The following is a 23,384-nucleotide window of genomic DNA, read 5'->3' on the forward strand; positions in this document are numbered from 1 at the left end:
CCGAAGGTGATGAGTTCGTCACTTCCAACGACGAGATCGCCGCTGAGGGTATCGCTATCGTAGCCGGCAACGGTGTCGTAACGATCCAGGGCGCAGCCGGTAAGTCTGTAGTGATCACGAACATCTTAGGTAAGGTAGTCGCTGAGACGGTTCTTACTTCCGACAACGCCGCGATCGCCGTACCGGCAGGTATCGTAGCAGTGGCTGTTGAAGGCGAGGAGGCTGTGAAGGCTATCGTAAAATAAGAATGATGAAATAATAAGATAATCAAAAATCATTCCCGTGCGGGAAACCAAGTACCCCGAGAGGGCGAACAGGCGGGAATGGATTAATATTAATACTAAAATTAAAGTTCATCCGCCGTTACCTCCGTGAGGAGGGAAGGTGGGAAAAAAATACAGGCCTTGGCGATTTTGATTGCCAAGGCTTGTTGTGTAATGACGGTAGAGGATCCGACCTCCGGGTCTTCTTCTGGGTTATCCCCGCGTCTGTATGTATTATCCGTTCGTGTCTTTGTCCCGGATCTCTACCCGTCGGATCTTTCCGCTGATGGTTTTCGGCAGTTCGTCCACGAACTCGACGACGCGGGGATATTTGTAAGGAGCGGTGACGCGTTTCACGTGGTTTTGCAACTCCTTGATCAAGGCTTCGCCCGCTTTCTCCTTATAATCTTTCGCCAATACGATCGTAGCCTTTACGACCTGTCCGCGGATCTCGTCGGGGACTCCGGTGATCGCGCATTCCACCACGGCCGGGTGGGTCATCAGGGCGCTTTCCACCTCGAACGGCCCGATGCGATAGCCGGAGCTCTTGATCACGTCGTCCGCGCGGCCTACGAACCATAGGTAACCGTCCTCGTCGCGCCAAGCCACGTCTCCCGTGTAATACAAGCCATCGTGCCAAGCTTCCCGGGTACGTTCCGCGTCCCGGTAATATTCCTTGAACAGGCCGATCGGCTTGCCGTTTTCCGTATGGATCACGATCTGTCCCTGCTCGCCATCCTCCGCACGGCTTCCGTCCGGACGCAATAAATCGACGTCGTACTGCGGGTTGGGAACCCCCATGGAGCCGGCTTTCGGCTCCATCCACGGGAAGGTGGCGACGGTCAGCGTGGTCTCCGTCTGGCCGAAACCCTCCATCAATTTAATGCCGGTCAACTTATAGAACGTGTCGAACACGGCGGGGTTCAAGGCCTCGCCGGCGATCGTGCAATATTGAAGGGAGGATAGATCGTATTTAGTCATATCCTCGCGGATCAAGAAACGGAAGATCGTAGGAGGCGCGCAAAGCGAGGTGATCCGGTAATCCTGTATCATCCGCAACATATCCGCGGGCGTGAATTTCTCGTGGTCGTAGACGAATACGGTCGCCCCGGCGATCCATTGCCCGTATAGCTTGCCCCACACCGCCTTGCCCCAGCCTGTATCCGCGATCGTCAGGTGAAGGCTGTCTTTACGCAAGTTGTGCCAGAAGCTGCCGGTCACGATATGTCCCAACGGATACGTGAAGTCGTGGGCTACCATCTTGGGGTTTCCGGTCGTACCGGAGGTGAAATACATCAAAGAGATATCGTCGTTGCTATTCGGGTGAGAGGGGCGGACGAACGGGGCGGCGTCTCGGATACCCTGTTGGAAATCCTCGAAACCTTCCGGTATTTCCGGTCCCACGGATACGACGCTTTTTACGGTTGGCGATTCCGGCAGAGCCTCTATGATATGTTTGGTTATCACCTCCTCCCCGGCGCAGACGATCATCTTGATATCGGCGGCGTTCGCGCGATAAACGATGTCTTTCTTGGTCAACAGGTGCGTAGCCGGTATCACGACAGCCCCCAATTTGTGCAGCGCGATGATAGAGAACCAGAACTCATAACGACGTTTCAGTATCAGCATCACCATATCGCCATGTCCGATCCCCAAGGATTGGAAATAAGAGGCCGTCCGGTCGGTGTACCGTTTCATGTCGGCGAACGTGAAATCGATATGCGCCCCATGATCGTTTGTCCAACACAACGCTTTCTTATCCGGTTCTTCCTCCGCCCAGGCGTCTACCACATCATATCCGAAGTTGAAGTTCTCCGGAACCTTGATCTTGAAGTTCTTGATAAAATCCTCTTGCGACTCAAACGTCGTCTTATCGATAAATCTTTCTAACATGCTGTTGATCGTTTATAAAATGATGGCCAGGAAACTGACCTTTTCCCCATCCAGCGCTTTCATGCCGTGAGGAAGCTCTGAGTTAAAATAAATGCTGTCACCCTCTTCCAGGATAATGTCTTTACGGTTGATCTGTAGTAACAGACGTCCCTTTAATACCATATTGTACTCTTGCCCCGGATGGGAATTGAGATACATCGGCTCATCCTCCGGCTTGGGATGTACGGTTACCAAGAAGGGGTCCGCTTTACGCCCGGCGAAACCGGCGGCCAATGACTGGTACTTATAAGCTTTCGTACGCTCTACGGCCACACCTTTTCCGTTACGAGTAATAAAGTAGGTACTCATCTTAGGCTCGTCGCCAAACATCAACGTGGTTAACTCCACGCCATAAGCCTGTGAGATCTGGTGCAATACGCTGACGGAAATATCCACCGTGCCACTTTCCAGCAGCAAATATTGCTCAGTCGTGAGGTTGCAGACCTTTGCCATCTCTTCCGGCGTGATCTCCAGTGCGTCCCGTAGTCCGGCCAGACGCTCCGCGATTTGTTGTATCTGTTCGTTCATTTTGCTGAAGTTATTGTATTATGTCGCCCCAAAGATAGGGATAAAAAGCAAAACGGCGGCGAATGCCTGGCTTTTTCTAATGGGTGGATGAATTATCATTTTGACACTTTGTAAACTCAAATGCCCGAGAGTGGCATATTCCGGACGGAGAACGCTTTTTGTGGAGGGAAAAGGATTTTAACGTTTATAAGCCATTGTATTAATATAAATTTGCTACGTTTACGGCGCGAAAGTTTCATTGAATAACCATTTAAAAAAATCTGAAGTGTTATGGATAATGCTATTTTTAGATTTCCTAAACCCATTAATGAACCGGTAAAAGCGTATGCTCCCGGATCAAGTGAAAAAGCATCCTTAAAGAAAGCGTTGGCACAGCTTAGTTCCGAGGAATGGGATATTCCGCTGGTGATTGGTGGAAAAGAGATCCGTACGGGTAATACCGGTAAGGTTGTCATGCCGCACGACCATCATCACGTATTGGCTACTTACCACAAGGCGGGCGAGAAAGAGGTGCGAATGGCTATCGACGCCGCCCTGAAAGCGCATAAGGAATGGTCTGAGCTGCCCTGGGTGGAACGCGCGTCCGTCATGCTTCGCGTCGCCGAGCTGTTGGCTACGAAATATCGCTATCTGTTGAACGCGTCGGTTATGTTGGGACAGAGCAAGAACCCGTTCCAGGCGGAGATCGACGCACCCTGCGAGTTGATCGATTTCTTGCGTTTCAGCACCTTCTACGCCAGCCAGGTATATGCCGATCAACCCTATTCCGAGACGGGTATATTGAACCGTATGGAATACCGGGCCTTGGAAGGCTTCGTGTTCTCGCTCACACCGTTTAACTTTACGTCGATCGCCTCCAACCTGAACATGGCCCCCGCCATGATGGGTAACGTGGCGGTATGGAAACCCTCCAGCACGGCGATCCATTCGAACTATTTCTTGATGAAAGTCTTCCAAGAGGCCGGCCTGCCCGATGGCGTGGTCAATTTCATCCCGGGGCAGGGTAGCGTGATCGGCAAGGTGATTACGGCGAGCCCCGATTTGGCGGGATTCCACTTTACCGGCTCTACCACTACGTTCAACACCTTGTGGCGTCAGATCGGGGAGAACCTGGGGCACTATAAATCGTATCCCAAGATCGTAGGCGAGACCGGCGGCAAGAACTTTATCTTCGCCCATCCCTCCGCCTCTGCGTTGGATGTGGCTACCGCTATCGTACGCGGCGCGTTCGAGTATCAGGGGCAGAAGTGCTCGGCGGGTTCCCGGGCCTATATCCCGGCTTCTCTCTGGAAAGCGGTGAAAGATTACGTGGGCGATATGCTGAAAGAGATCAAGATGGGTGACGTGCGGGACTTCACGAACTTCGTCAATGCCGTGATCGACGAGGCCTCGTTCGATAACATCATGCGTTATATCGATTACGCGAGACAGTCTCCGGACGCGGAGATCCTCTTTGGCGGTAACGGCGACAAATCGGTCGGCTACTTCGTGGAGCCGACGGTGATCCGGACCACGGACCCGATGTTCAAGAGCATGGTGGAGGAGATCTTCGGGCCGGTGATCACGATCTACGTATACGACGACGCTAAATATGAGGAGACGTTGGAGCTTTGCGATCGTACCTCCCCGTACGGATTGACGGGCTCGATCTTCGCCCGCGACCGTTACGCGATCGATAAGGCATTCAATACCTTGCGCTATTCGGCCGGTAATTTCTATATCAATGATAAACCGACCGGCGCCGTGATCGCTCAGCAACCCTTCGGCGGTTCCCGTGCGTCCGGGACGAATGACAAGGCGGGTGGCCCGTTGAACTTGATTCGCTGGACGAACCCTCGTTGTATCAAGGAATGCCTGGTCCCCCCGACGAGCTACGGATACCCGTTCTTAGGTGAGAAATAATTGGCATAAGTAAGAAACACCGACTCATCGCGGGGGCGCGCCCGCCCCCGCGATACGTTACCGAAAGATTATATCGCCGGCGTGAAATTCGTGCGCGGGGCTTATTTGCTGGCCTTCAGCCCCCGGATCACGGAGGATCAAGTATGCTTTTCGCATCAGCTAGATTTTGTTTGGTATTCATGAGCTTCTTTCTACATTATTTTTCGATTATAGTCCTGTATTATTTTCCTTAGATTTATTCTCGATCCATTCCTTTGCAGTTTCTGTCAAGCGGTATCTTTGCTTGGGATGGTTGGGTTGGTCGGGATACAGACGTTCCAAAGTCCCATCAGCTAATGCCGGAAGAATATAATTCTCACGGAACCGTTTAAGGCTCTTCAGTCCACATAATGTCATAATTTCTTTCATATCTGCATATCCGTCAGGCATGATTTCTATGAGCTTGCGTACTTGGGTCGTACTTGGGTCGTACTTGGGTCCTGCTTGGGTCCTGCTTGGGTCTTGCTTAGGTCGTACTTGGGTCGTACTTGGGTCGTCTGACGCTTTAACAGTCGGGCGTTTGAATGTGACAATCACGAAGCCGCCGTCCCATCGCCATATTGGTTCTTCCACACCTTGTTCTCGGCATGCATCCATGATGCGCTTGGCTCCAGAGCCCCAACTTTCCAAATAGGTGGATTTATAGAGGGCTTCGGCAATTTTCAGATTGTATGGATATGACTCATGAAGTTCTTTGATTGATTCCGGCGTAATTTGTGGAGGGAAGATCCCCGGATTCGCAATCTCTATGCGGTCATCATAGATTGCAATGCTGTTAGTCAGGTTATATTTCTCCCATTGACGGTGGCAAAGCGAGTTTAGAAGAGCCTCCCTCAAAGCCTTGTATGGTACTTCAAGATGTTCTTCTCGCTGTAAGCTATAGTTGGTTATCTTCCCACTGAGGTTAAGATGCTTAAAGAAGAATGCCATACCGGCATCGAGGAGATCGAAAAAGCTACCCTCGACGCGTTGATTATCAATAAACTCATTTTTGTCAGTTCCAACAAAACGAGCCATTCTCAATCGGAACTGCGGAAATTCATCTATATTGTCGGAAAATAACATGGCAGCTCCATTTGTCGGCACACCGTTCTTCAGTAATTTCCATTTTGCCAAAGTCTCCTCAATCGGAGCACTCATGGCACTTGCCGGAATACGTCCGCCCTCTACACCAAGACGTATGCAACCTCGGATATGTTTTTCGTTCAAATCTGCAAGAGTGACACCATCTGCCGTTTGATTTTCCCATGAATAAATTTGTGGCTGATGCGCACGGATTCGTTCATCATACATATCCTGCGGCATGACTTTCGTAGTGCTTTCGATCTTATAATAGGGGCAACCATGAAAGGTATGTGGACGCTCGCCCCAAACCCAACCGTCAAAGTGCATGGCAATAATTTTGTTGCCCGGATACTCCGGCACATCAACATACTCCACTTTGACATCAACAGCCGGTTCCAGTCCTGCTAAAGCCTGTGCTATCTCCTGTTGCGTCTTATCTGTTACTTCCTGTCCGATTATCTTCAATGACTTAGGTGCAACACCAAAAATCAGCCAACCGCCTTCGGTGTTGAGAAACGCACACGCAGAGTGCATCCCGTCTTTCAGTTCGCCAGTAGTTTTCTTTAGTTCCAGAGTCCGAGACTCATCTGAGGATACCAGTTTCTTTATATCGTCAATTGTCATACAACAAATCTATTACTTCGTATTTGGATTATAGTTGCGGCATCTCCATATTTGCCCAAACTTAAAGAGAAAAATAATATTCTTTCAGACGCTTGGCTATAAGTATTCTCCTTTGCGAAAGGAATTCTTGATAATCAGCCAAAGACATTCCAGATGTTGCAACAGGAATACAGTTTTCTCCCATATTTCGTTCCCAATCAGATATATTTGTAATGCCTCCGTATTTGCATTCTCCTTCATGGCATTGCTGGTTTACGACATAACCAAGATAATCAGACGGAGCTTTTTTGCCAATTTTGATATTTATCTCCGACTGAATGTATGTATAGTTTGCAACTTGGTTATATTGTCCTCTGGATAATCCATTGTCTTTAAGGTACTGACGAGGGAAGATGTGATGAACATCGCCCCTCTGCTCTATCAAGTCCTTTACTGTTATATCAGTTGATAAAAAGCCTCGGACTCCCATTTTGCACTGTGATGCAAGAAAAACATTGAACACCGGACTACTTGCCACAGAAGTGTCAAGACGCTGTATCAACTCAACATCCCAAAATGCATTGGATAGTCGGGCATTTTCTACGTCTTTAAGAAAGTCCTCAAAGTGACGCAGTTCTGTTTGCTTGATGTCATAATCGAATTGTGATTCCGGGCTACTGCTGTATCGACCAGTCAGAAATGCCATAACGATCCATCGGCGAACATATTTCTCAATCTTTTCGGGAGCGTACTTTTGAGAGCGCAACTTTAGGTATAAGATGTAACCGAAGTTTAGTACATTCTGCGAGCGTATAAGTTTAATGTGGCAAAACCCAGCGGAACGTACTATCATAATGAAACGCTTAAAGTTTGTCTCGTTGATAAAGTCCATTACTCCGGCTTTCAGTTCACGATAAGTATTTTCCTCGATGCTTTGCTCGAAGCCGCGTGTCTCGAAGTTCCTACCTGAAAGTAAGCTCACAAGGTCGCTCATCTTACCGCGACTGAACTTGTATGTAAAAGCGACACGTAAAATATCTACATACGAGGGATCATAGATGTCATCGTTCTCATTGCGCAACCAGCTGATAGGTTGAAAATACTCTGAATTGACAAATTCAATGTCGTTCTCCTTTAATTTGCCATAAAACTCAGGTTTTACTGCAAGATGGCTAAAATGGTCTATACACTTTCTTAGAAGATTTCCACCGTATGATTCATTGGCAGCAATCTTAGACATTACGAAGTCTGCTTGACTTAGAGGTACTCCTTGGCTATTGATACGGATAAAGATTTCGGTTACTGCATCAATATCGAGATTTCCGGCGAGTTGAATCACTCCAACTTCTTTTGTTTTAATCTCCTTTAAACCCTCAAGTAGTTCGTCAAACTCATCTTCATCTACGTCTGGATTTAGAGAACAATATGACTTGCGGAGGGCACTCTGTTTCTGCTTTCCACTTAGGAAAGGTGCAATATCAGGAATCCATGTAACATCTTTCTCAATGGCAGGATTGTTAACCTCAAATTTCTCTTTTTTAGGGTTAAAAGCGATTTTTATACGAACATCTTCATAGTCCGTATTCTTTACAGTGTGACCTAAGATAGCTGCAGTGAGCGCAGTTACACGTTGCTGTCCATCAATCAAAATCTTCTTGCCTGTTGATACAGAACCGTCTTTTAGTTTTACATCCGGGTTCTGCCATGTCACTATGAATCCGATGGGATAGCCCTGATACAGGCTGTCAATCAGATCGCGCACTTTAGCAGCGTCCCAAACGAAAGGTCGCTGAATTTCTGGAATAGCAATCTCCTTATTATCGACATAATTTAGTAGTGCCGACACGAGATAATGATTTACTGAGTATTTTTGTTCTATGTCCATGTACTTAATTACTCAAGTTTCGCAAGTACTAAAATGATGTAAATAAAAAAGGCTAAAGTGTTTAATAATCCAAAGATTATCACTATATTAATATCGCTAAACAAAAAATATAGAACCCTTTAGTCATGAACAAAAATAGACATATTATCGGTGAATTCCAAGAGCTTTTCGCAAATAATGATGCTGGCAAGGCAATAAACAGCATATTCCTCTTCAAAAGGGGAATTTAGATTCTTTATCCTGTCTGTATAGATGCATTGCGATTTTTTTATTACTTTTACACTAAGACGAGAGGTCAGTTAAGCAACTCACAGCAAAGCGCAGAAATACGAACGGTTGCCAATTCGTTACCCGAATTTCTACCATTCTTCCAAACCTCCTATCTTTAAAGAGGTTATAAGATTCTTCCAAAATTAGGGGAAATATCTCAAATACGCACGATTTTGTAGAGCTAGCTACGGATAAAAAACTTACATTCGCGGATGATACGAACTTAATACTAATATAAATGTAAAAATTCACATGAAAAAGACTATTCTAGTTTCAAGCATGCTATTCGCTCTGACGATGTCCGCTACGATCCAAGCGCAGGACACGGAGAAGAAAGAGGGCGAGGAGGGATTCGTGTTCACGACCGTGAAAGAGAACCCGATTACATCTGTCAAAAACCAAAGTCGTGCGGGCACGTGCTGGTGCTACTCCTCGTACGCTTTCTTGGAGTCGGAGTTGCTCCGTCTGGGAAAGGGCGAGTATGACTTATCCGAGATGTTTACGGTGTATAACACCTATCTGGATCGTGCCGACGCCGCCGTGCGCACGCATGGGGATGTCTCGTTCTCGCAAGGCGGATCTTTCTATGACGCGCTCTATGGGATGGAAACATTCGGCTTGGTTCCGGAAGAGCTGATGCGCCCGGGCGTGATGTATTCCGATTCATTGAGTAACCATACCGAGCTTTCCGCTTTGACGAACGCTATGGTGGCCGCTGTCGCGAAAGGGAAGTTGCGCAAATTGCAGTCTGACGAGAATAACGCCCTGTTGTGGAAGAAGGCGGTCGCTGCCGTACATCAGATCTATTTGGGTACCGCTCCGGAGAAATTCACCTATAAAGGAAAGGAGTATACGCCGAAATCTTTCTTTGAGTCTACAGGCTTGAAGGCGTCTGATTATGTCTCGTTGACTTCGTATACGCATCATCCGTTCTATACCCAGTTCTCGCTTGAGATTCAGGACAACTGGCGCCATGGCATGTCGTACAACTTGCCGCTGGATGAGTTGATGGAGGTTTTTGATAACGCCATTCATACGGGGTATACGATCGCTTGGGGCTCCGACGTGAGCGAGTCGGGCTTTACCCGCGACGGAGTGGCTGTCCTGCCGGACGCTGAGAAGGTACAGGAGTTGAGCGGTTCCGATATGGCTCACTGGTTGAAATTGAAACCGGAGGAAAAGAAGCTGAACACAAAACCGCAGCCTCAGAAATGGTGTACCCAGGCAGAGCGCCAGCTTGCTTATGATAATTATGAGACGACCGACGACCATGGCATGCAGATCTACGGTATCGCCAAGGATCAAGAGGGCAACGAGTATTATATGGTGAAGAACTCTTGGGGAACCAACAGCAAGTATAACGGTATTTGGTATGCTTCCAAGGCGTTTGTCCGCTATAAGACGATGAATATCGTGGTTCACAAAGATGCCCTGCCTAAGGCAATCAAAGCCAAGTTAGGTATCCAATAACCGATCCGGAGTCGCCGACCCGTCGAAATAATAACGCGGTGACGTGATAGAGTGACCGTTGGCAGGAAACGGATTCCTGCCAACGGTCGTTTTTCATGAAATCTCTTGACTATTATCTGCCACCGGCCGGAAGATGCTCCAGCCAGTATTTAGCCATTGTCTTACGTAGGTGAAGAGTCGTCCCTTTCCCCTCATAGATGCCATGGCTACGCATCGGGTAACTGATTTGCGTAAACATCTTTCCATTCTTGATCAACTCGTTCACCAACATCTCGCAATTCTGGTAATGCACGTTGTCATCGCCCGTGCCATGGATAAGCAGCAGATTCCCCTCCAATCCACCGGCATAGGTAATCGGTGAGCCTTTGCGGTAACCTTCCGGATTGTTCTGCGGAGTATTCATGTAACGTTCTTGGTAGATCGTGTCGTATAAACGTTGGTCGGCGACAAAAGCGATCGCTATGCCGGTATGGAACACTTTCGGGTAACGGAACATGCAGTTCAGGGTCTGGCTGCCGCCGCCGCTCCATCCGGTAATGCCGATCCGGCCGGCATCGATAAACGGATATTGACGGGCCATATCTAAAATACCCCTGCTTTGATCCTCGGAGGAGAAAGTACCCACTTCTCCGTAAATACATTTACGCCATTCACGTCCGCGGGGAGTATTCGCGCCCCGGTTCTCGATACTTACCACGATATAACCTTGGTTCGCCATATATTGTTGCCACAAATCTCCGTTGCCCCATACATCCTGTACGGTAGCGCTCGCCGGTTCGCCGTATACCTCTATGATAACCGGGTATTTCTTGGATGCGTCGAAACCGACAGGTTTTATCATCCACGCGTCCAAGGTCAGATCGCCGGACTTGACCTTGATGAATTCTTTCGGGTTTAATCCCAAGGCGGCGTATTGCTCCTTGGCTTGGGCATTATCCTCAAGCAGGCGTACGGATTGATGTTTGGGGAAAGAAACCATGTCGATAACGGATGGGGTAGAGGCGTTACTGTACGTATGTACGGCCCATTTGCCGGTGGGCGACATGTTGTAGCGGTGCTGTCCGGATTGTTCCAGGGGGCTTACACGCTCCACTTCCCCTTTGCCGAATACGTTAGCCCGGTACAAGTAGCGTTGGGTGAAATTATCCGGTGAGGCGATGAAATAGATCCAGCCCTTTTGCAGATCGGTCCCGACGGGCGAGATATAATCAAAATCACCTTTAGTGATCGGCTGCATCTCTTTGCCGTCGCGGCTTACCCGATATAAATGCCGCCAGCCGCTACGCTCGCTTTCCCACGTGAAATAGCGGTTGTCCTTTAACCATTGTATGTTGTCATTCGTGTCCAACCACGCGGCATCCGTATCGGTGAAGATATTGCTCAACGAGTGATCGGATATTTTGGCGATCCATACCTTATTTGTATTTTGGGGGCGGTTCAGCTGCTGTATGAACAACTCGTCGCTTCCGGGGATAAATTCCATACGGGGCAGGTAATTATTCCGGGGATCTCCGGGTATGGCGATCCAAGTGGTGTTCCCGCCGGTAGAGGAAACGTAGCCTACTTTTACGGCTGAATTGGTGGTCCCTGCCTTGGGGTATGGGAAATGGATCACCTTCGCGTAGATGGAGTCCACATTATTGATGATGTCGAACACTCCGGTTCCTTTCGTATCGCTTTGCCAATAGGCGATATGCTTTCCGTCCGGGCTCCAGCGGAAACCATCCCGACAGCTGAACTCCTCCTCGTATACCCAATCGAAGGTCCCGTTGACAATCGTATCGCTTCCATCTTTTGTTAGCTGGATGATGTTCCCGGAGTCTAGATCCTCTACATATATATTGTTGTGGAAAACATAGGCCACACGCATACCGTCCGGAGAGAATTTAGCGAACATCAGGGAGGATTCCGGCATCCCTTTTCCCAATTGACGTAAAGTGCCGTCCTTTAGGTTTAATACCCAATAGTCACCTCGCGTGTCATAACGCCATACTCGTCGGGTATTGTTATAAATCAGGACTTTCTCATTATCCGCGCTCCAAGAGATGCTACGTACGGGAATAGGCTTTCCGGTAGATTTGTCTGTCAATAGGGATGAGGGGATGATGACTTCACGGGAGTTGTCTTTCGCTTGATAGGCGACGATATCCGTGCCTCCGGTTTGCTTGTTCTTTTCCAAGCGGCTATAACGTTCACCGTCTTTTAGCCAAGTCATGCTTCCGATGCCTTTCGTTTGTATAACATTACCGGCAACGATATCCTCAAGATTCAACGCTTTTTGTGCCATGCTTATACCTCCCGACAGAAGGCTGATCGTGGCGATCGCTAGTAATTTATTCAGTTTCATATTGTATTAGTTGGTTATTACTATATCTGTGCAAAGAACGGAAAGTTAGTTGATATAACAAAATGGATTTGTATATTTGCGCCTCGGAAATCAAGAATAATCATAATTTAATTGGATATAGAATCGGAATGAAAGCACTTTCAATGTATGTAGGATCACTTTTAGTGATCATGGTGATGGGATTTGTTTCTTGTGGGGATGATGAGCCTCAATTCTCGGAAGAGCAATGGGCTTATATCAACAAAAACAAGGAATACATCTGGGAAAAGAAAGCGGAGAAAGACGAGAAAGGTGAATTGAGATATAAACAAGTTGTCATGGGAGGCGATACCGCCTTATACCGGATCCTTCAGAAAGAAAATGAGTGGCAGACGATGCCTACGATGGCTTCCGTGGTCTATTTGTTGGGTCTGGAAGGGAAGTTTATAAATGGACAGGTCTTTCAAAACAAGTTGGAGAAATCCCACTTCCCTATGAACAATATTATCCCGGGCTTAAGTGGTGTCTTATTGAATATCCATCTGGATGAGACCGTGGAGGCGATTATCCCGGCTTCGCTGGGTTATGGATATGGAGATGACCGAAGTATCCCCGGAGGTTCTACCTTGATCTTTACCTTTACCTTGGATAAGGTGGAATGAATGACCGCCCGGGTACGGTTCCACGCGCCTCACTCCCCGGTCGTGAAGACGGGGCATTCCCCGTCTTTACAAGTCGTACGATAGATGGCTATCTTTTGAATAACCGGAATAGCTCGCCGATCCATAAAACCAAGGAGGAGGATCCGATAAGGATCGCCCAATCTTTCAAGGACAAAGGTATGACGCTAAACATCTCGCCTCCAAAAGTGACGATTAGGTATTGACCGACAAAAATCAGTAAAGCGACCAGCAAGAAGCTCTTGCTGTCCTTTAAATTGGTGAAAGCGGAACGTCCTTCCATAAAGGCCTTCGCGTTAAACATATTCCAGAACTGTAGCATCACGAAGAAGCTGAAGAACCATGATAAGTCGTGCGGCGTTAAACCGTCTTGCGCATGGAAATAGAACAACAAGCCCATCAGGATTATGACAAACGCGAATCCGACACCGAAAATATGGTAAGCCATCGGGCGGGTGATAATGAAATCTCCATCCTTGCCGCTCCGGCGAGGTTTATCTTTCATCACTCGCTCATTCGGTGGGAGAGAGGCCAACGCCCCGGCAGCGAATGTATCCATGATCAAGTTTACCCATAACATCTGCGTGATAGTCAGAGGAGATTCCGTACCTACTAAAGAGCCCAACAGTACGATCAAACAAGCGGCCACATTGATGGTCAATTGGAATAACAAGAATTTCTGGATATTCCGGTACAAGGAGCGTCCCCACATTACCGCACGGGTGATGCTGCTGAACGAGTTGTCGATAATCGTGATGTCGCTGGCTTCCTTGGCAACAGAAGTCCCGTCGCCCATGGAGAGGCCCACTTGTGCCGCTTTCAGGGCCGGGGCATCGTTTGTGCCGTCGCCGGTAACCGCTACTACGGCGCCTTTCTGCTGTAATAATTGCACCAAGCGCTGTTTGTCCGTAGGACGGGCACGGCACATGATCTTCAAGTCTAAGACACGCGCCAAGGCCTCTTGGTCGCTAAGCGCCTCGAATGCGGGACCCGTGATGATGTTCCGGTCGGTATCATCCGCTTCCCACGTGCCGATCTGGCGCCCGATTTCTTTAGCCGTACCCGGTGTATCTCCGGTGACGATCTTCACGTCGATACCCGCGTCTAAGCAACTTTGAACGGCGGAGGGTACATCCGCACGTACCGGATCGGAGATCGCGACGATACCTAGATACGTTAAATCCGTATCCTGCAAACGACCCTCCACGAAGAAGGCCCCATCCTTTCCATCCTCGATTATCTGGTAAGCGAAGCCAAGCGTACGCATCGCTTGGTTCTGGTAATCCGATAATTGTTTCTCGATGCCGGCTTTACATTCCGCCACCGGTTTGTAGGTCCCGTCTATCGCCACCCGGTTACTATGGGCCAGTACGATCTCGGGAGCGCCTTTCACGTAAAGAACCTTCCTGCCGAGTAACGGTGATTGTACGATTGTAGCCATATATTTCCGTTCCGTAGAGAAAGTCAGTTGATCCAGGATCGTAGCATTCTCCCTTAACTCCAGATAATTCAGATGTTGTTCGTACAGCCAGAGTAAAAGGGCGGCCTCCGTCGGGTTTCCCAGGGTTTTTACCTTTTCTTCCGAGAAATCGAGGAATGCCGTGGAATTTGCGGAGATACCTTCTTTGATTAGGTCGCTTAACTCATCATTCCCTAGCTTCTGACCCGTTAGGTTGTAGAATTTCGTCTGGTAAACTTGCATTTGGTTCTGTGTCAACGTTCCGGTCTTGTCCGTACAAATTACGGTAGTCGCTCCCATGGTCTCGCAGGCATGCATTTTACGGACAAGGTTATTCGTCTTTAACATACGGTTCATGCTGAGGGCCAAACTTAGCGTGACACTCATCGGCAATCCTTCCGGAACGGATACCACGATCAACGTAACCGCTACCATAAAGTAGTTGAGGATATGGGCGATGATGTCCATCGTCGGCATCCCGGGGAAGCTGTCCGATAAAAGGAATTTTGCGGTCAAGGCGACGAATGTCACTCCGGCGATCGTATACCCGGCTTTGCTGATCACTCCGGCCAAACTTCTCAATTGGATCTGTAAGGGAGTCTCTATATCGCTCTCGATTTGCGAGCCTTCGTATACTTTGCCGTATCCGGTGGCGTCACCCACTTTTTCTACTTGCATGACACCATGTCCGTCCACGACGGTTGTCCCTCGCATGGCTACATTGGACGGATAAGTCGCTTCCGTATCGAAATCCGCCTCGTTGGTTGTCTTGCTGATAACCGGTTCGCCGGTTAACGTGGATTCGTTGATCTGTAGGGAGATGGCTTCAAGCAAATGACCATCCGCGGGAACCTCCTCACCGGTCTCCAAAACAACGATGTCGCCTACGACGACCTCTTTTTTCGGTATCTGGCAGATATTCCCGTCACGGATTACCTTCACTAAAATATCATCATTGACTGTATTCAAGATATCGAATGCCTTGTTCGCTTTCACCTCGAAGAAGAATCCCACGCAACTGGCCAGCATGATCGCGAAGAAAATGCCGATCGGCTCCAAGAAGGCCGTAAAACCTTTCGCCTCAGGCCCCCAGCAATGTACACCGGCAATAATCATGGATAAGAACCATGCCACTAATAATATGCGAATAATAGGATCTTCGAATTTCTCCAGGAATTGGCTCCATAACGAAGCTTTCTCGGGCGGGGTAAGTACATTCTCGCCGTGAAGGCGCCTGCTCTCTTCTACTTCTTGTTTGGTTAATCCTCGGTACTGATGTTTTTTCTCCATAAATTTATCAATCTAATTAAGAAAATAGGACGGCAAATTACGTAAAGTTATACGACATATACAAGGGTTTAACCTTTTTGTATGTAGGAGCTTCTTCTTGGATAGTTTGCGTTAACGTAGAGTCGTCCTTGCCGCGTATTCCTTTCCTCGATCCGCTTATTTACCTTAGCGGTAAATTCAAAATTCTTTAAACCCCAATCCGGGGCGATCAGTAGCTCTTTGGGGGATTGTGACACGAACCGCTCTACAACGATAGAGGGGCTCAGTCGTTCTATAAAATCAATCACTAATTCGATATATTCATCAGCCGTATATAAATGGAAATCCGAAGGATCTTCCTGGAACTCTCTCGCCATGCGGGTATTTCGGATGAGCTGCAATTGGTGCAATTTAAGTGTCGTGATCGGGAGGCGTGACAAGACAACCGCGTGGTGTAATAGCTCGTCCCGGTTTTCTCCCGGTAATCCGAGTATCAGATGCGCCCCGGTGTAAATGCCTTTTGCCGCCGTACGACGGATAGCGGATTCCGATTCTTCATGGGTATGCCCCCTGTTTATGCGGACTAAGGTCTTATCCAACGTACTCTCCAAGCCATATTCGATCATGACGAATTTACGGCGGGAAAGCTCCGCGAAATAATCCAATAAATCTTCCGGCACACAGTCCGGGCGAGTGCCGACAATCAATCCTTCCACCCTGGGAAAGGCGAGTGCTTCCTCATATTTGCGAATAAGAGCGTCTAATCGGTCGTATGTATTCGTGTAGGCTTGGAAGTAGGCCAGATACCGCATATCCGGATATTTGCGGGAAAAAAAGCGTACGCCTTCCTCTAATTGCTCGGTAACGCTTTTCTCCGTATGGCAGTATTCCGGGCTGAAGGTCTGGTTATTACAATAAGTACAACCGCCCCATCCTTTCGCTCCGTCCCGGTTCGGACAAGTGAAGCCGGCGTTGATGGAGATCTTCTGTATCTTATGGTCAAAACATTCCCGAAGGAACACTCCGTATTCGTAATATCGTTTCGTCTTTTCCATGGGGCAAAGGTAAGCGAAGTCTTTTGGAAAACACGTACGTCTTTTCCAAAAAAAGCTGTACGTGTCTTGACGAGAACATAATCCCGTTTTTTCTGGGGGCAAGTAAGTACTGCCGCGTAAAAATAGCTGCTCTACATGTTGACCTGAGGAAATAGAGAATCTCTGTTAGTGGTATCGTTTTTTATACTAACTTCGCGTCTTAAACAGAATTAAATAAGAGTATAAATGAAACGATTAGGTTTTAGTTTATTGCTTTCGTTGGGCGTATTCGGGAGTGTGGCCGCACAAACCGGAAGCAAGCAGGTTGACTTAAAAGAAATAACCGATGGGAAATTTCGTCAGGTGACGGCAATCGGAGAGATGCGTTCCCTTCCGGATGGAGAACACTACACAGCCATGAACGCCGATAAAAGTATGATCATTAAGTATTCCTATCGAACGGGAAACCCGGTGGATACCTTGTTCAATGCCCGTAAAGCGCGCGAATGTACCTTTACGGACTTTGATGGATATACAATCAGCAGTACAGGGCATCATATCTTGGTCTGGAGAGATACGGAGGCTATTTATCGCCGCTCCCGCAAGGCGATGGTTTATGACTATGACGTACGTCGTAACTATGTGAAGCCGATTTCCGATGCCAAAGGTAAGCAAATGATCCCGACATTCTCGCCGGATGGTCGTATGTGCGCTTATGTACGGGATAATAATATTTGGATACGTAAGTTTGATTTCGATACCGAGGTGCAAGTCACCAAGGACGGTGCGTTGAATAAGGTATTGAATGGCATTACGGATTGGGTGTATGAGGAAGAGTTCTCGGTGACCAACCTGATGGCCTGGTCGCCCGACAGCCAGTATCTGGCCTTTGTCCGTTTTGATGAGTCCGAGGTACCCGAATATTCCATGCAGGTGTATGGTGAGGGCCTTTATCCGGGGTATTACGCGTATAAATATCCGAAGGCTGGACAGAAGAATTCAAAGGTCTCCGTACATTCTTATAGCGTAGTTACGAAAGACACCAAAGAAATGAAGGTCCCGGTGGAAGGTGACTTCTATATCCCTCGCATTACTTTCACGCGGAATTCGGATCAGCTGGCTGTCATGACATTGAATCGCCAGCAGAATGTATTCAACATGTATTATGCCAATCCCAAAAGCGGTGTGTTTCGTTTGATTTTGCGTGAGGAAAATAAATGCTACGTGGATTCGGAGTGGTTGACTTCCATCCGCTTCTTGGACAATGGGTTTACCTATGTGAGCGAACAAGACGGTTATTCCCATATCTATTTGTATTCTCCGACAGGTGTCATGCAACGTCAGGTAACCCAAGGGAACTGGGATGTCACGAGGTTCTTGGGCGTGGATGAGAACGCGAAGACCTTCTATTACGAGTCTGCCGAGGAAAGCCCGATCCGCCGTTCAATCTATAAGATCGACGCGAAAGGCGTGAAGACGAAACTCTCCACGGAAGAGGGTGTGAATAAGGCGGTCTTTAGCGACAATTTCGCCTATTTCGTGAATACGTATTCCAATGCGAATACCCCGGCGAAGATTACGGTGAATGAGACGAAGTCCAAAAAGGAACTACGCGTCTTGCTCGATAACGCCGCGTTGAAAAGCAAGTTGAAAGAATACGCTTTCGCCAAGAAGGAATTTATGAAGGTGCATACGGCCTCGGACTATGAGTTCAACGCTTGGATCGTAAAACCCGCTGATTTTGACCCGTCGAAGAAATATCCGGTGATGATGACGCAATACAGCGGTCCTAACTCCCAGCAAGTGTTGGATCAATACGGTTTCGATTGGGAACGATACCTGGCGGCTAACGGTATCATCGTGGTATGCGTGGATGGTCGCGGCACGGGTGCCCGCGGTGAGGCATTCCGTAAATGTACTTATTTGAGAATGGGCGAGCTGGAATCCAGAGACCAAGTGGAGGCTGCGCAAGCGTTAGGCAAGTTGCCTTATATCGATAAGGATCGCATCGCGATCTGGGGCTGGAGCTTCGGGGGTTATAATACGTTGATGGCCTTGAGTACCGGAAACGGAACGTTTAAGGTGGGTATCGCGGTAGCTCCTCCGACGGACTGGAAATATTACGACACCGTTTATACGGAGCGTTTCATGCGTACCCCGCAAGAGAATTTCGAGGGCTATGCGGCTACCTCTCCGTTACAACGTGTGAAAGACTTGCAAGGCAAGTTATTGTTGGTTCATGGAACCGCCGATGATAATGTCCATTTTATGCAGACAATGGAATATGCCGAGGCTTTGGTTCAAGCCGGTAAGCAGTTCGATATGCATGTTTATAAGGATCGGAACCATAGTATATACGGTGGTAATACCCGTTACCATTTGTATACGAAGATGGCCAATTATTTATTCAATAATTTGTAGGCCATGGCGCAGCATGTAAGAAAGCCGGATTGGTTGAAGATCCGGCTTGGCGGAAATGAGCAATTTACGAAGACAAAAAGTATTGTTGAATCTCATTGCCTTCACACAATATGCACAAGTGGTAAATGCCCGAACATGGGTGAGTGTTGGAGCCGGGGAACAGCTACATTCATGATCGGTGGTGAGATCTGTACCCGCTCTTGTCGTTTTTGTAATACGCTGACAGGTAAACCGCTTCCGTTGGATCCGAAAGAGCCTGCGAATGTAGCGGAGAGCATCCGCTTAATGAATCTCAAGCATGCGGTGATCACCTCCGTTGACCGTGACGACTTACCGGACTTGGGCGCTTCTCATTGGGTAAATACGATCCGTACGATCAAAGCGATGAATCCTCAAACGACCGTGGAAGTTTTAATCCCGGATTTTCAAGGACGATTGGATCTGGTCGATCAGGTGGTGGATGCGGCGCCTGAGATCATTTCCCATAATATGGAGACTGTACGCCGTATCAGTCCGCAAGTGCGTAGCGCCGCTAAGTATGACGTAAGCTTATCCGTTTTGCGACGAATCGCCGAGCAGGGTACAGTGGCTAAAACCGGTATCATGGTCGGACTGGGTGAGACTGAGGATGAGGTGCTTGAATTAATGGATGACGTTTTGCGCGCGGGTGTTTCTGTCTTAACGATCGGGCAGTATTTACAGCCCTCTCGCAAGAATATTCCCGTCTCTGAATATGTGACTCCTGAACGCTTTGAATATTATAGGAAACAGGCTGTTAACAAAGGATTTAAGAAAGTAGAGAGCGCTCCGCTGGTACGCTCGTCATACCATGCGGAAAAGCATATATGATTCATGAACTTTTGACAATCTTTGTTGTTATTAATATAAAAGAGGACTAAAGAGAGAGGGGGAGGAATGAACAGAGTAAAGAAAGGTCTGGATAATCAGGTGATAGGTCTATTGCCGTTGTTGTTGTTCATGTTTTTGGACAATTATTTTTCTTATTTATTATCCTTTATAATTGGAACTACGTTCTGTTTCGTCTGTATCTTTTTGTTTCAAGTGTTGAGCAAGGATAGGGTGTACCAATTTATGCTTCTGCCATCGGCGGGCACATTGGTCTTATATTCCGTATTTCTTTGTCTCAAGCTTGAACCTGTGTTGTTTATATACTCTCCTCTTATTACGGAAGTATTACTCGTCGTGGCGTTAGCGATCGTGGGGTTCACGAAGAGAACGGTCATACAACGTATACGCGATTCGAAATACCCCTCTTTTAAACGTACGTTGCTCCGTACTACCTTGAACGAATTTTATTTTCTCGCTCAGTTGGTGCAGAACCTGTATACGTTGCATCTATTCATCATCTTGCTATATAGTATCTTGCCGGAAACGATGCAGAATATGCGTACCGAACGTTTCTTATACCGGGAGTTGGGATTGGTGATCGGTGTTTTGCTCTTCGTTTATGAGCAAATCCGTTTGTCCTTGATGCAAGGTAGCCTGAAAAAGGAAATGTGGGTTCCCGTATTGAACGATAATGGAAAGGTGATCGGCTGCATCGCCCGTTCGGTCAGCCGCTCCTTACCCAAGAAATACTATCATCCGATCGTGCGTATCGCCGTTGTTTATAATGGTATGTTATATTTGGTGAGACGAAGCAAAGATGAGTTTGTCTCTCCGGATACGATGGATTATCCGTTCCATAATTACGTGCTCTTCCGGCATCGCATAGATAGTACGGTCAAAGAAACTCTCGGAAGTTTGGCGCACGATAAATTAATTGTTCCGCGCATCCTGATCCGTTATACATTTGAGAACGAGAAGGTGAAACATTTGGTATCTCTCTATGTCGTTTGCTTACGCACGGAAGAGCAATTGAATCAATGTAAGCGCCAGAGCGGAAAGCTTTGGACAACGAAACAAATCGAGGAGAACCTGAACTCCGGGGTGTTTAGCGAATATTTTGAGAAAGAGTTCGCTTATTTGCAAAATACGATTCTTTTCGCCGAGAGTTTCTGCTGCGGTAACTAATCATCTTACAATGCCCGTTTCCTTAGTCCTATGACTTCCAAATCTTTGGTATCCAACTTTAATCATAACAATTTCTTTTATTGCTCGAAAGTATCTATATTTACACGCCGAAGATAAGATTATTATGGAGAATTCATATCAATATTTCAAACGAGACTTAAGCTGGTTGTCGTTTAACTACCGTGTCTTGCTGGAAGCGGAAGATGATACATTGCCTATTTATGAGCGTATTAAGTTCCTTTCTATCTATTCTTCGAATCTGGAAGAATTTTATGAGATCCGGGTCGCGGAACATCGGGGGGTAATCATGAAAAAGAATTATTCGGAGGAGAGCGCCGCAGAGGCAGAAGAGACCTTGGCGGCTATCACCCGGGAGGTGAACCGCCAGCAACGGGACTATTACCGTATTTTCTCGGAGAAGATATTGCCGGAATTGAATCGCCGGAATATTTACTTATACCAGAATGAGAAGCCGGAACCTTTCCATGAGGAGTTTGTCCATAATTTCTTTAATGAGGAGGTTTTCCCATTCCTGTCGCCGGTCATGATTCAAGCCGGTGATATACGTACGTTCATCCGGGATCGTCGGCTTTACCTTGTGATCCGTATGATTAAGCGGAGCAAGCGGATGAATGAGCCGGGCTTCGTACCCGAGTATCATTATGCGTTGATGAAGATCCCTTACGCGAAAGTTCCCCGTTTTATCGAGTTGCCTCCGCACAACGGGAAATATTATATCATGTTTATCGACGACATTATCCGTGCGAATTTGCAGAATGTTTTTCCCGGTTATAGGATTGATGGCTGTTACAGCATCAAGATTTCCCGGGATGCGGATATTTATTTGGATGACGAGAGCCGGGCGAATATCGTGGAGAATATCCGTAAGAAGGTGAAGAAGCGTAAGATCGGAGCCTTGAGCCGTTTTATGTATGATCAAGCGATGCCGGATGATTTTCTGGCTTTTGTTTGCGATGCCTTTGGTATTACGTCGGAGGACTTGGTGCTGGGTGGACGATATAATAATTTGCAGGATTTGATGAAATTGCCGAATCCGGCAGGAAAGCATCTGGAACAGCGGCCGCCGGTGCCGATGCGTGTGCCTTTCCTCGATGAGATGGGGTCGGTGTTCAAGGCCGTGAAGAAGCGGGATGTGTTATTGCATTTCCCGTATGAGTCGTTCGATTATTTGATCCGCTTCTTGATGGAGGCAGCCTTTGATCCGAAGGTGGATGAGATCAAGATTACCCAGTACCGGGTAGCCGAGAATTCGGCTGTGATTAATACGCTGGTCAGCGCTGCCCAGAATGGTAAGAAAGTGACGGTATTCGTGGAATTGAAAGCCCGTTTTGACGAGGAGAATAATATGAGTACGGCGGAGCGTATGGAGCAGGCCGGTATTCGTATCATTTATAGTATTCCGGGCCTGAAAGTCCATGCGAAGGTCGCGGTCATTCTTCGGAAGGATACGTCCGAGGGGCTTAAACGGCGTGATTTCGCCTATTTGAGTACCGGTAATTTCAATGAGAAAACGGCTAAGATCTATTCGGATATGGCGCTGTTGACCTCGAATACTGAGATTATTACGGATATCAATAAAGTATTCGCTGTTTTGGAGGGGCGTATGAAAGAGCCTACTTTCCGCCATTTGCTGGTAGCCCGCTTCAATATGGTCCCGGAATTGACTCGTAGGATCCGGCGGGAGATCGAGCATGTGCAGGAAGGCCGGAAAGGCCGGATCGTATTAAAGATGAACGGACTGCATGACCAGCATATGATCGAGGAGCTCTATCATGCGAGTGAGGCGGGGGTGGAGATCGATCTGATTGTCCGGGGGATTTGTTGCCTGGTACCGGACCAGCCTTATAGCGCGAACATCCGGGTTACTCGTATCGTGGATATGTTTCTGGAGCATTCCCGGGTTTGGTATTTTTTGAATGACGGTCAGGAGGATCTTTTCCTTACCTCGGCTGACTGGATGCGTCGTAATTTGAACCGACGGATCGAGACGGCTTTCCCGATCCTTGATCCGGACTTGAAGAGGGAGATAATCGATATATTAAATATCCAGCTGAGTGACAACGTGAAAGCTTGTTACCTGGATGGCGAGTTACGTAATAATTTCAAATGTGATGATAATCCGGTAAAAGTGCGTTCGCAATTGGCTATCTATGATTATCTGAGAAATAAATCCATACGGTGAT

General features: G+C 47.7%; 15 protein-coding genes. 8 read left to right on the plus strand and 7 right to left on the minus strand.

All coding sequences use genetic code 11. The annotated features are described in order from the left end of the window. A partial coding sequence (locus G7Y39_RS06470; protein ID WP_165156225.1) for a DUF6383 domain-containing protein occupies positions 1 to 245 on the plus strand: 245 nt, incomplete at its 5' end. Between the two features lie 252 nt (positions 246 to 497). Here the strand turns inward: G7Y39_RS06470 and G7Y39_RS06475 are convergent. Both G7Y39_RS06475 and G7Y39_RS06480 read right to left on the minus strand, forming a co-directional pair. Next, on the minus strand, positions 498 to 2,156 hold the full coding sequence (locus tag G7Y39_RS06475) for an AMP-binding protein (RefSeq protein WP_165156226.1): 1,659 nt from the start codon (positions 2,154 to 2,156) through the stop codon (positions 498 to 500). Positions 2,157 to 2,168: 12 nt separating this feature from the next. Next, a complete protein-coding gene (locus tag G7Y39_RS06480; RefSeq protein ID WP_165156227.1) occupies positions 2,169 to 2,723 on the minus strand; it encodes a helix-turn-helix domain-containing protein in 555 nt (184 codons plus the stop codon). A 270-nt stretch (positions 2,724 to 2,993) separates the two neighbouring features. Between G7Y39_RS06480 and pruA the strand changes: the two genes are divergently transcribed. Continuing rightward, positions 2,994 to 4,625: an L-glutamate gamma-semialdehyde dehydrogenase gene (pruA, locus tag G7Y39_RS06485; RefSeq protein WP_165156228.1), complete on the plus strand. Its 1,632-nt coding sequence runs from the start codon at positions 2,994 to 2,996 to the stop codon at positions 4,623 to 4,625. A gap of 207 nt (positions 4,626 to 4,832) precedes the next feature. On the opposite strand, the gene G7Y39_RS06490 is transcribed toward pruA, so the two are convergent. Further along, the gene (locus tag G7Y39_RS06490) at positions 4,833 to 6,353 is read right to left on the minus strand and encodes a Fic family protein (RefSeq protein WP_165156229.1); all 1,521 of its coding nucleotides are present in this window, start codon (positions 6,351 to 6,353) and stop codon (positions 4,833 to 4,835) included. A 61-nt stretch (positions 6,354 to 6,414) separates the two neighbouring features. Next, positions 6,415 to 8,217: a DUF262 domain-containing protein gene (locus G7Y39_RS06495; RefSeq protein ID WP_165156230.1), complete on the minus strand. Its 1,803-nt coding sequence runs from the start codon at positions 8,215 to 8,217 to the stop codon at positions 6,415 to 6,417. Between the two features lie 522 nt (positions 8,218 to 8,739). On the opposite strand from G7Y39_RS06495, the gene G7Y39_RS06500 reads away from it, so the two are divergent. After that, entirely contained in the window at positions 8,740 to 9,957 is a 1,218-nt protein-coding gene (locus tag G7Y39_RS06500) for an aminopeptidase C (protein ID WP_165156231.1), read from the plus strand. 112 nt (positions 9,958 to 10,069) lie between these two features. On the opposite strand, the gene G7Y39_RS06505 is transcribed toward G7Y39_RS06500, so the two are convergent. Continuing rightward, on the minus strand, positions 10,070 to 12,304 hold the full coding sequence (locus G7Y39_RS06505; RefSeq protein WP_165156232.1) for a S9 family peptidase: 2,235 nt from the start codon (positions 12,302 to 12,304) through the stop codon (positions 10,070 to 10,072). 128 nt (positions 12,305 to 12,432) lie between these two features. Here G7Y39_RS06505 and G7Y39_RS06510 point away from each other — a divergent pair, with 128 nt between their 5' ends. Beyond that, positions 12,433 to 12,945, plus strand: a complete 513-nt coding sequence (locus G7Y39_RS06510; RefSeq protein WP_165156233.1) for an FKBP-type peptidyl-prolyl cis-trans isomerase — start codon at positions 12,433 to 12,435, stop codon at positions 12,943 to 12,945. An 88-nt stretch (positions 12,946 to 13,033) separates the two neighbouring features. On the opposite strand, the gene G7Y39_RS06515 is transcribed toward G7Y39_RS06510, so the two are convergent. Continuing rightward, positions 13,034 to 15,712 (minus strand): calcium-translocating P-type ATPase, PMCA-type, encoded by a 2,679-nt coding sequence (locus G7Y39_RS06515; RefSeq protein ID WP_165156235.1) that lies wholly within the window; start codon positions 15,710 to 15,712, stop codon positions 13,034 to 13,036. Positions 15,713 to 15,780: 68 nt separating this feature from the next. Further along, complete coding sequence (locus tag G7Y39_RS06520; protein WP_165156236.1) at positions 15,781 to 16,746, minus strand: TIGR01212 family radical SAM protein; 966 nt, start codon at positions 16,744 to 16,746, stop codon at positions 15,781 to 15,783. 225 nt (positions 16,747 to 16,971) lie between these two features. On the opposite strand from G7Y39_RS06520, the gene G7Y39_RS06525 reads away from it, so the two are divergent. The 4 genes from G7Y39_RS06525 to G7Y39_RS06540 all read left to right on the plus strand — a co-directional run bounded on the left by G7Y39_RS06525 (position 16,972) and on the right by G7Y39_RS06540 (position 23,383). Then, the gene (locus G7Y39_RS06525; protein WP_165156237.1) at positions 16,972 to 19,146 is read left to right on the plus strand and encodes a S9 family peptidase; all 2,175 of its coding nucleotides are present in this window, start codon (positions 16,972 to 16,974) and stop codon (positions 19,144 to 19,146) included. A 3-nt stretch (positions 19,147 to 19,149) separates the two neighbouring features. Beyond that, positions 19,150 to 19,995 (plus strand): lipoyl synthase, encoded by an 846-nt coding sequence (gene lipA, locus G7Y39_RS06530; protein WP_165156238.1) that lies wholly within the window; start codon positions 19,150 to 19,152, stop codon positions 19,993 to 19,995. Between the two features lie 66 nt (positions 19,996 to 20,061). Next, positions 20,062 to 21,180: a hypothetical protein gene (locus G7Y39_RS06535; protein ID WP_165156239.1), complete on the plus strand. Its 1,119-nt coding sequence runs from the start codon at positions 20,062 to 20,064 to the stop codon at positions 21,178 to 21,180. Positions 21,181 to 21,304: 124 nt separating this feature from the next. Further along, entirely contained in the window at positions 21,305 to 23,383 is a 2,079-nt protein-coding gene (locus G7Y39_RS06540; protein ID WP_165156240.1) for an RNA degradosome polyphosphate kinase, read from the plus strand. The last annotated feature ends 1 nt before the right edge of the window (position 23,384 follow it).

The organism is Parabacteroides sp. ZJ-118 (genome assembly GCF_011038785.1).
Classification (GTDB): Bacteria; Bacteroidota; Bacteroidia; order Bacteroidales; family Tannerellaceae; genus Parabacteroides.

Bases quoted from the DNA above. Each gene is read 5' to 3' on its own strand.
- G7Y39_RS06515 (WP_165156235.1), bottom strand. From the start codon at position 15,712: ATGGAGAAAAAACATCAGTACCGAGGATTAACCAAACAAGAAGTAGAA.
- G7Y39_RS06540 (WP_165156240.1), top strand. From the start codon at position 21,305: ATGGAGAATTCATATCAATATTTCAAACGAGACTTAAGCTGGTTGTCG.
- G7Y39_RS06535 (WP_165156239.1), top strand. From the start codon at position 20,062: ATGAACAGAGTAAAGAAAGGTCTGGATAATCAGGTGATAGGTCTATTG.
- G7Y39_RS06500 (WP_165156231.1), top strand. From the start codon at position 8,740: ATGAAAAAGACTATTCTAGTTTCAAGCATGCTATTCGCTCTGACGATG.
- G7Y39_RS06480 (WP_165156227.1), bottom strand. From the start codon at position 2,723: ATGAACGAACAGATACAACAAATCGCGGAGCGTCTGGCCGGACTACGG.
- G7Y39_RS06520 (WP_165156236.1), bottom strand. From the start codon at position 16,746: ATGGAAAAGACGAAACGATATTACGAATACGGAGTGTTCCTTCGGGAA.
- lipA (WP_165156238.1), top strand. From the start codon at position 19,150: ATGGCGCAGCATGTAAGAAAGCCGGATTGGTTGAAGATCCGGCTTGGC.
- G7Y39_RS06505 (WP_165156232.1), bottom strand. From the start codon at position 12,304: ATGAAACTGAATAAATTACTAGCGATCGCCACGATCAGCCTTCTGTCG.
- G7Y39_RS06510 (WP_165156233.1), top strand. From the start codon at position 12,433: ATGAAAGCACTTTCAATGTATGTAGGATCACTTTTAGTGATCATGGTG.
- G7Y39_RS06490 (WP_165156229.1), bottom strand. From the start codon at position 6,353: ATGACAATTGACGATATAAAGAAACTGGTATCCTCAGATGAGTCTCGG.
- pruA (WP_165156228.1), top strand. From the start codon at position 2,994: ATGGATAATGCTATTTTTAGATTTCCTAAACCCATTAATGAACCGGTA.
- G7Y39_RS06495 (WP_165156230.1), bottom strand. From the start codon at position 8,217: ATGGACATAGAACAAAAATACTCAGTAAATCATTATCTCGTGTCGGCA.
- G7Y39_RS06525 (WP_165156237.1), top strand. From the start codon at position 16,972: ATGAAACGATTAGGTTTTAGTTTATTGCTTTCGTTGGGCGTATTCGGG.
- G7Y39_RS06475 (WP_165156226.1), bottom strand. From the start codon at position 2,156: ATGTTAGAAAGATTTATCGATAAGACGACGTTTGAGTCGCAAGAGGAT.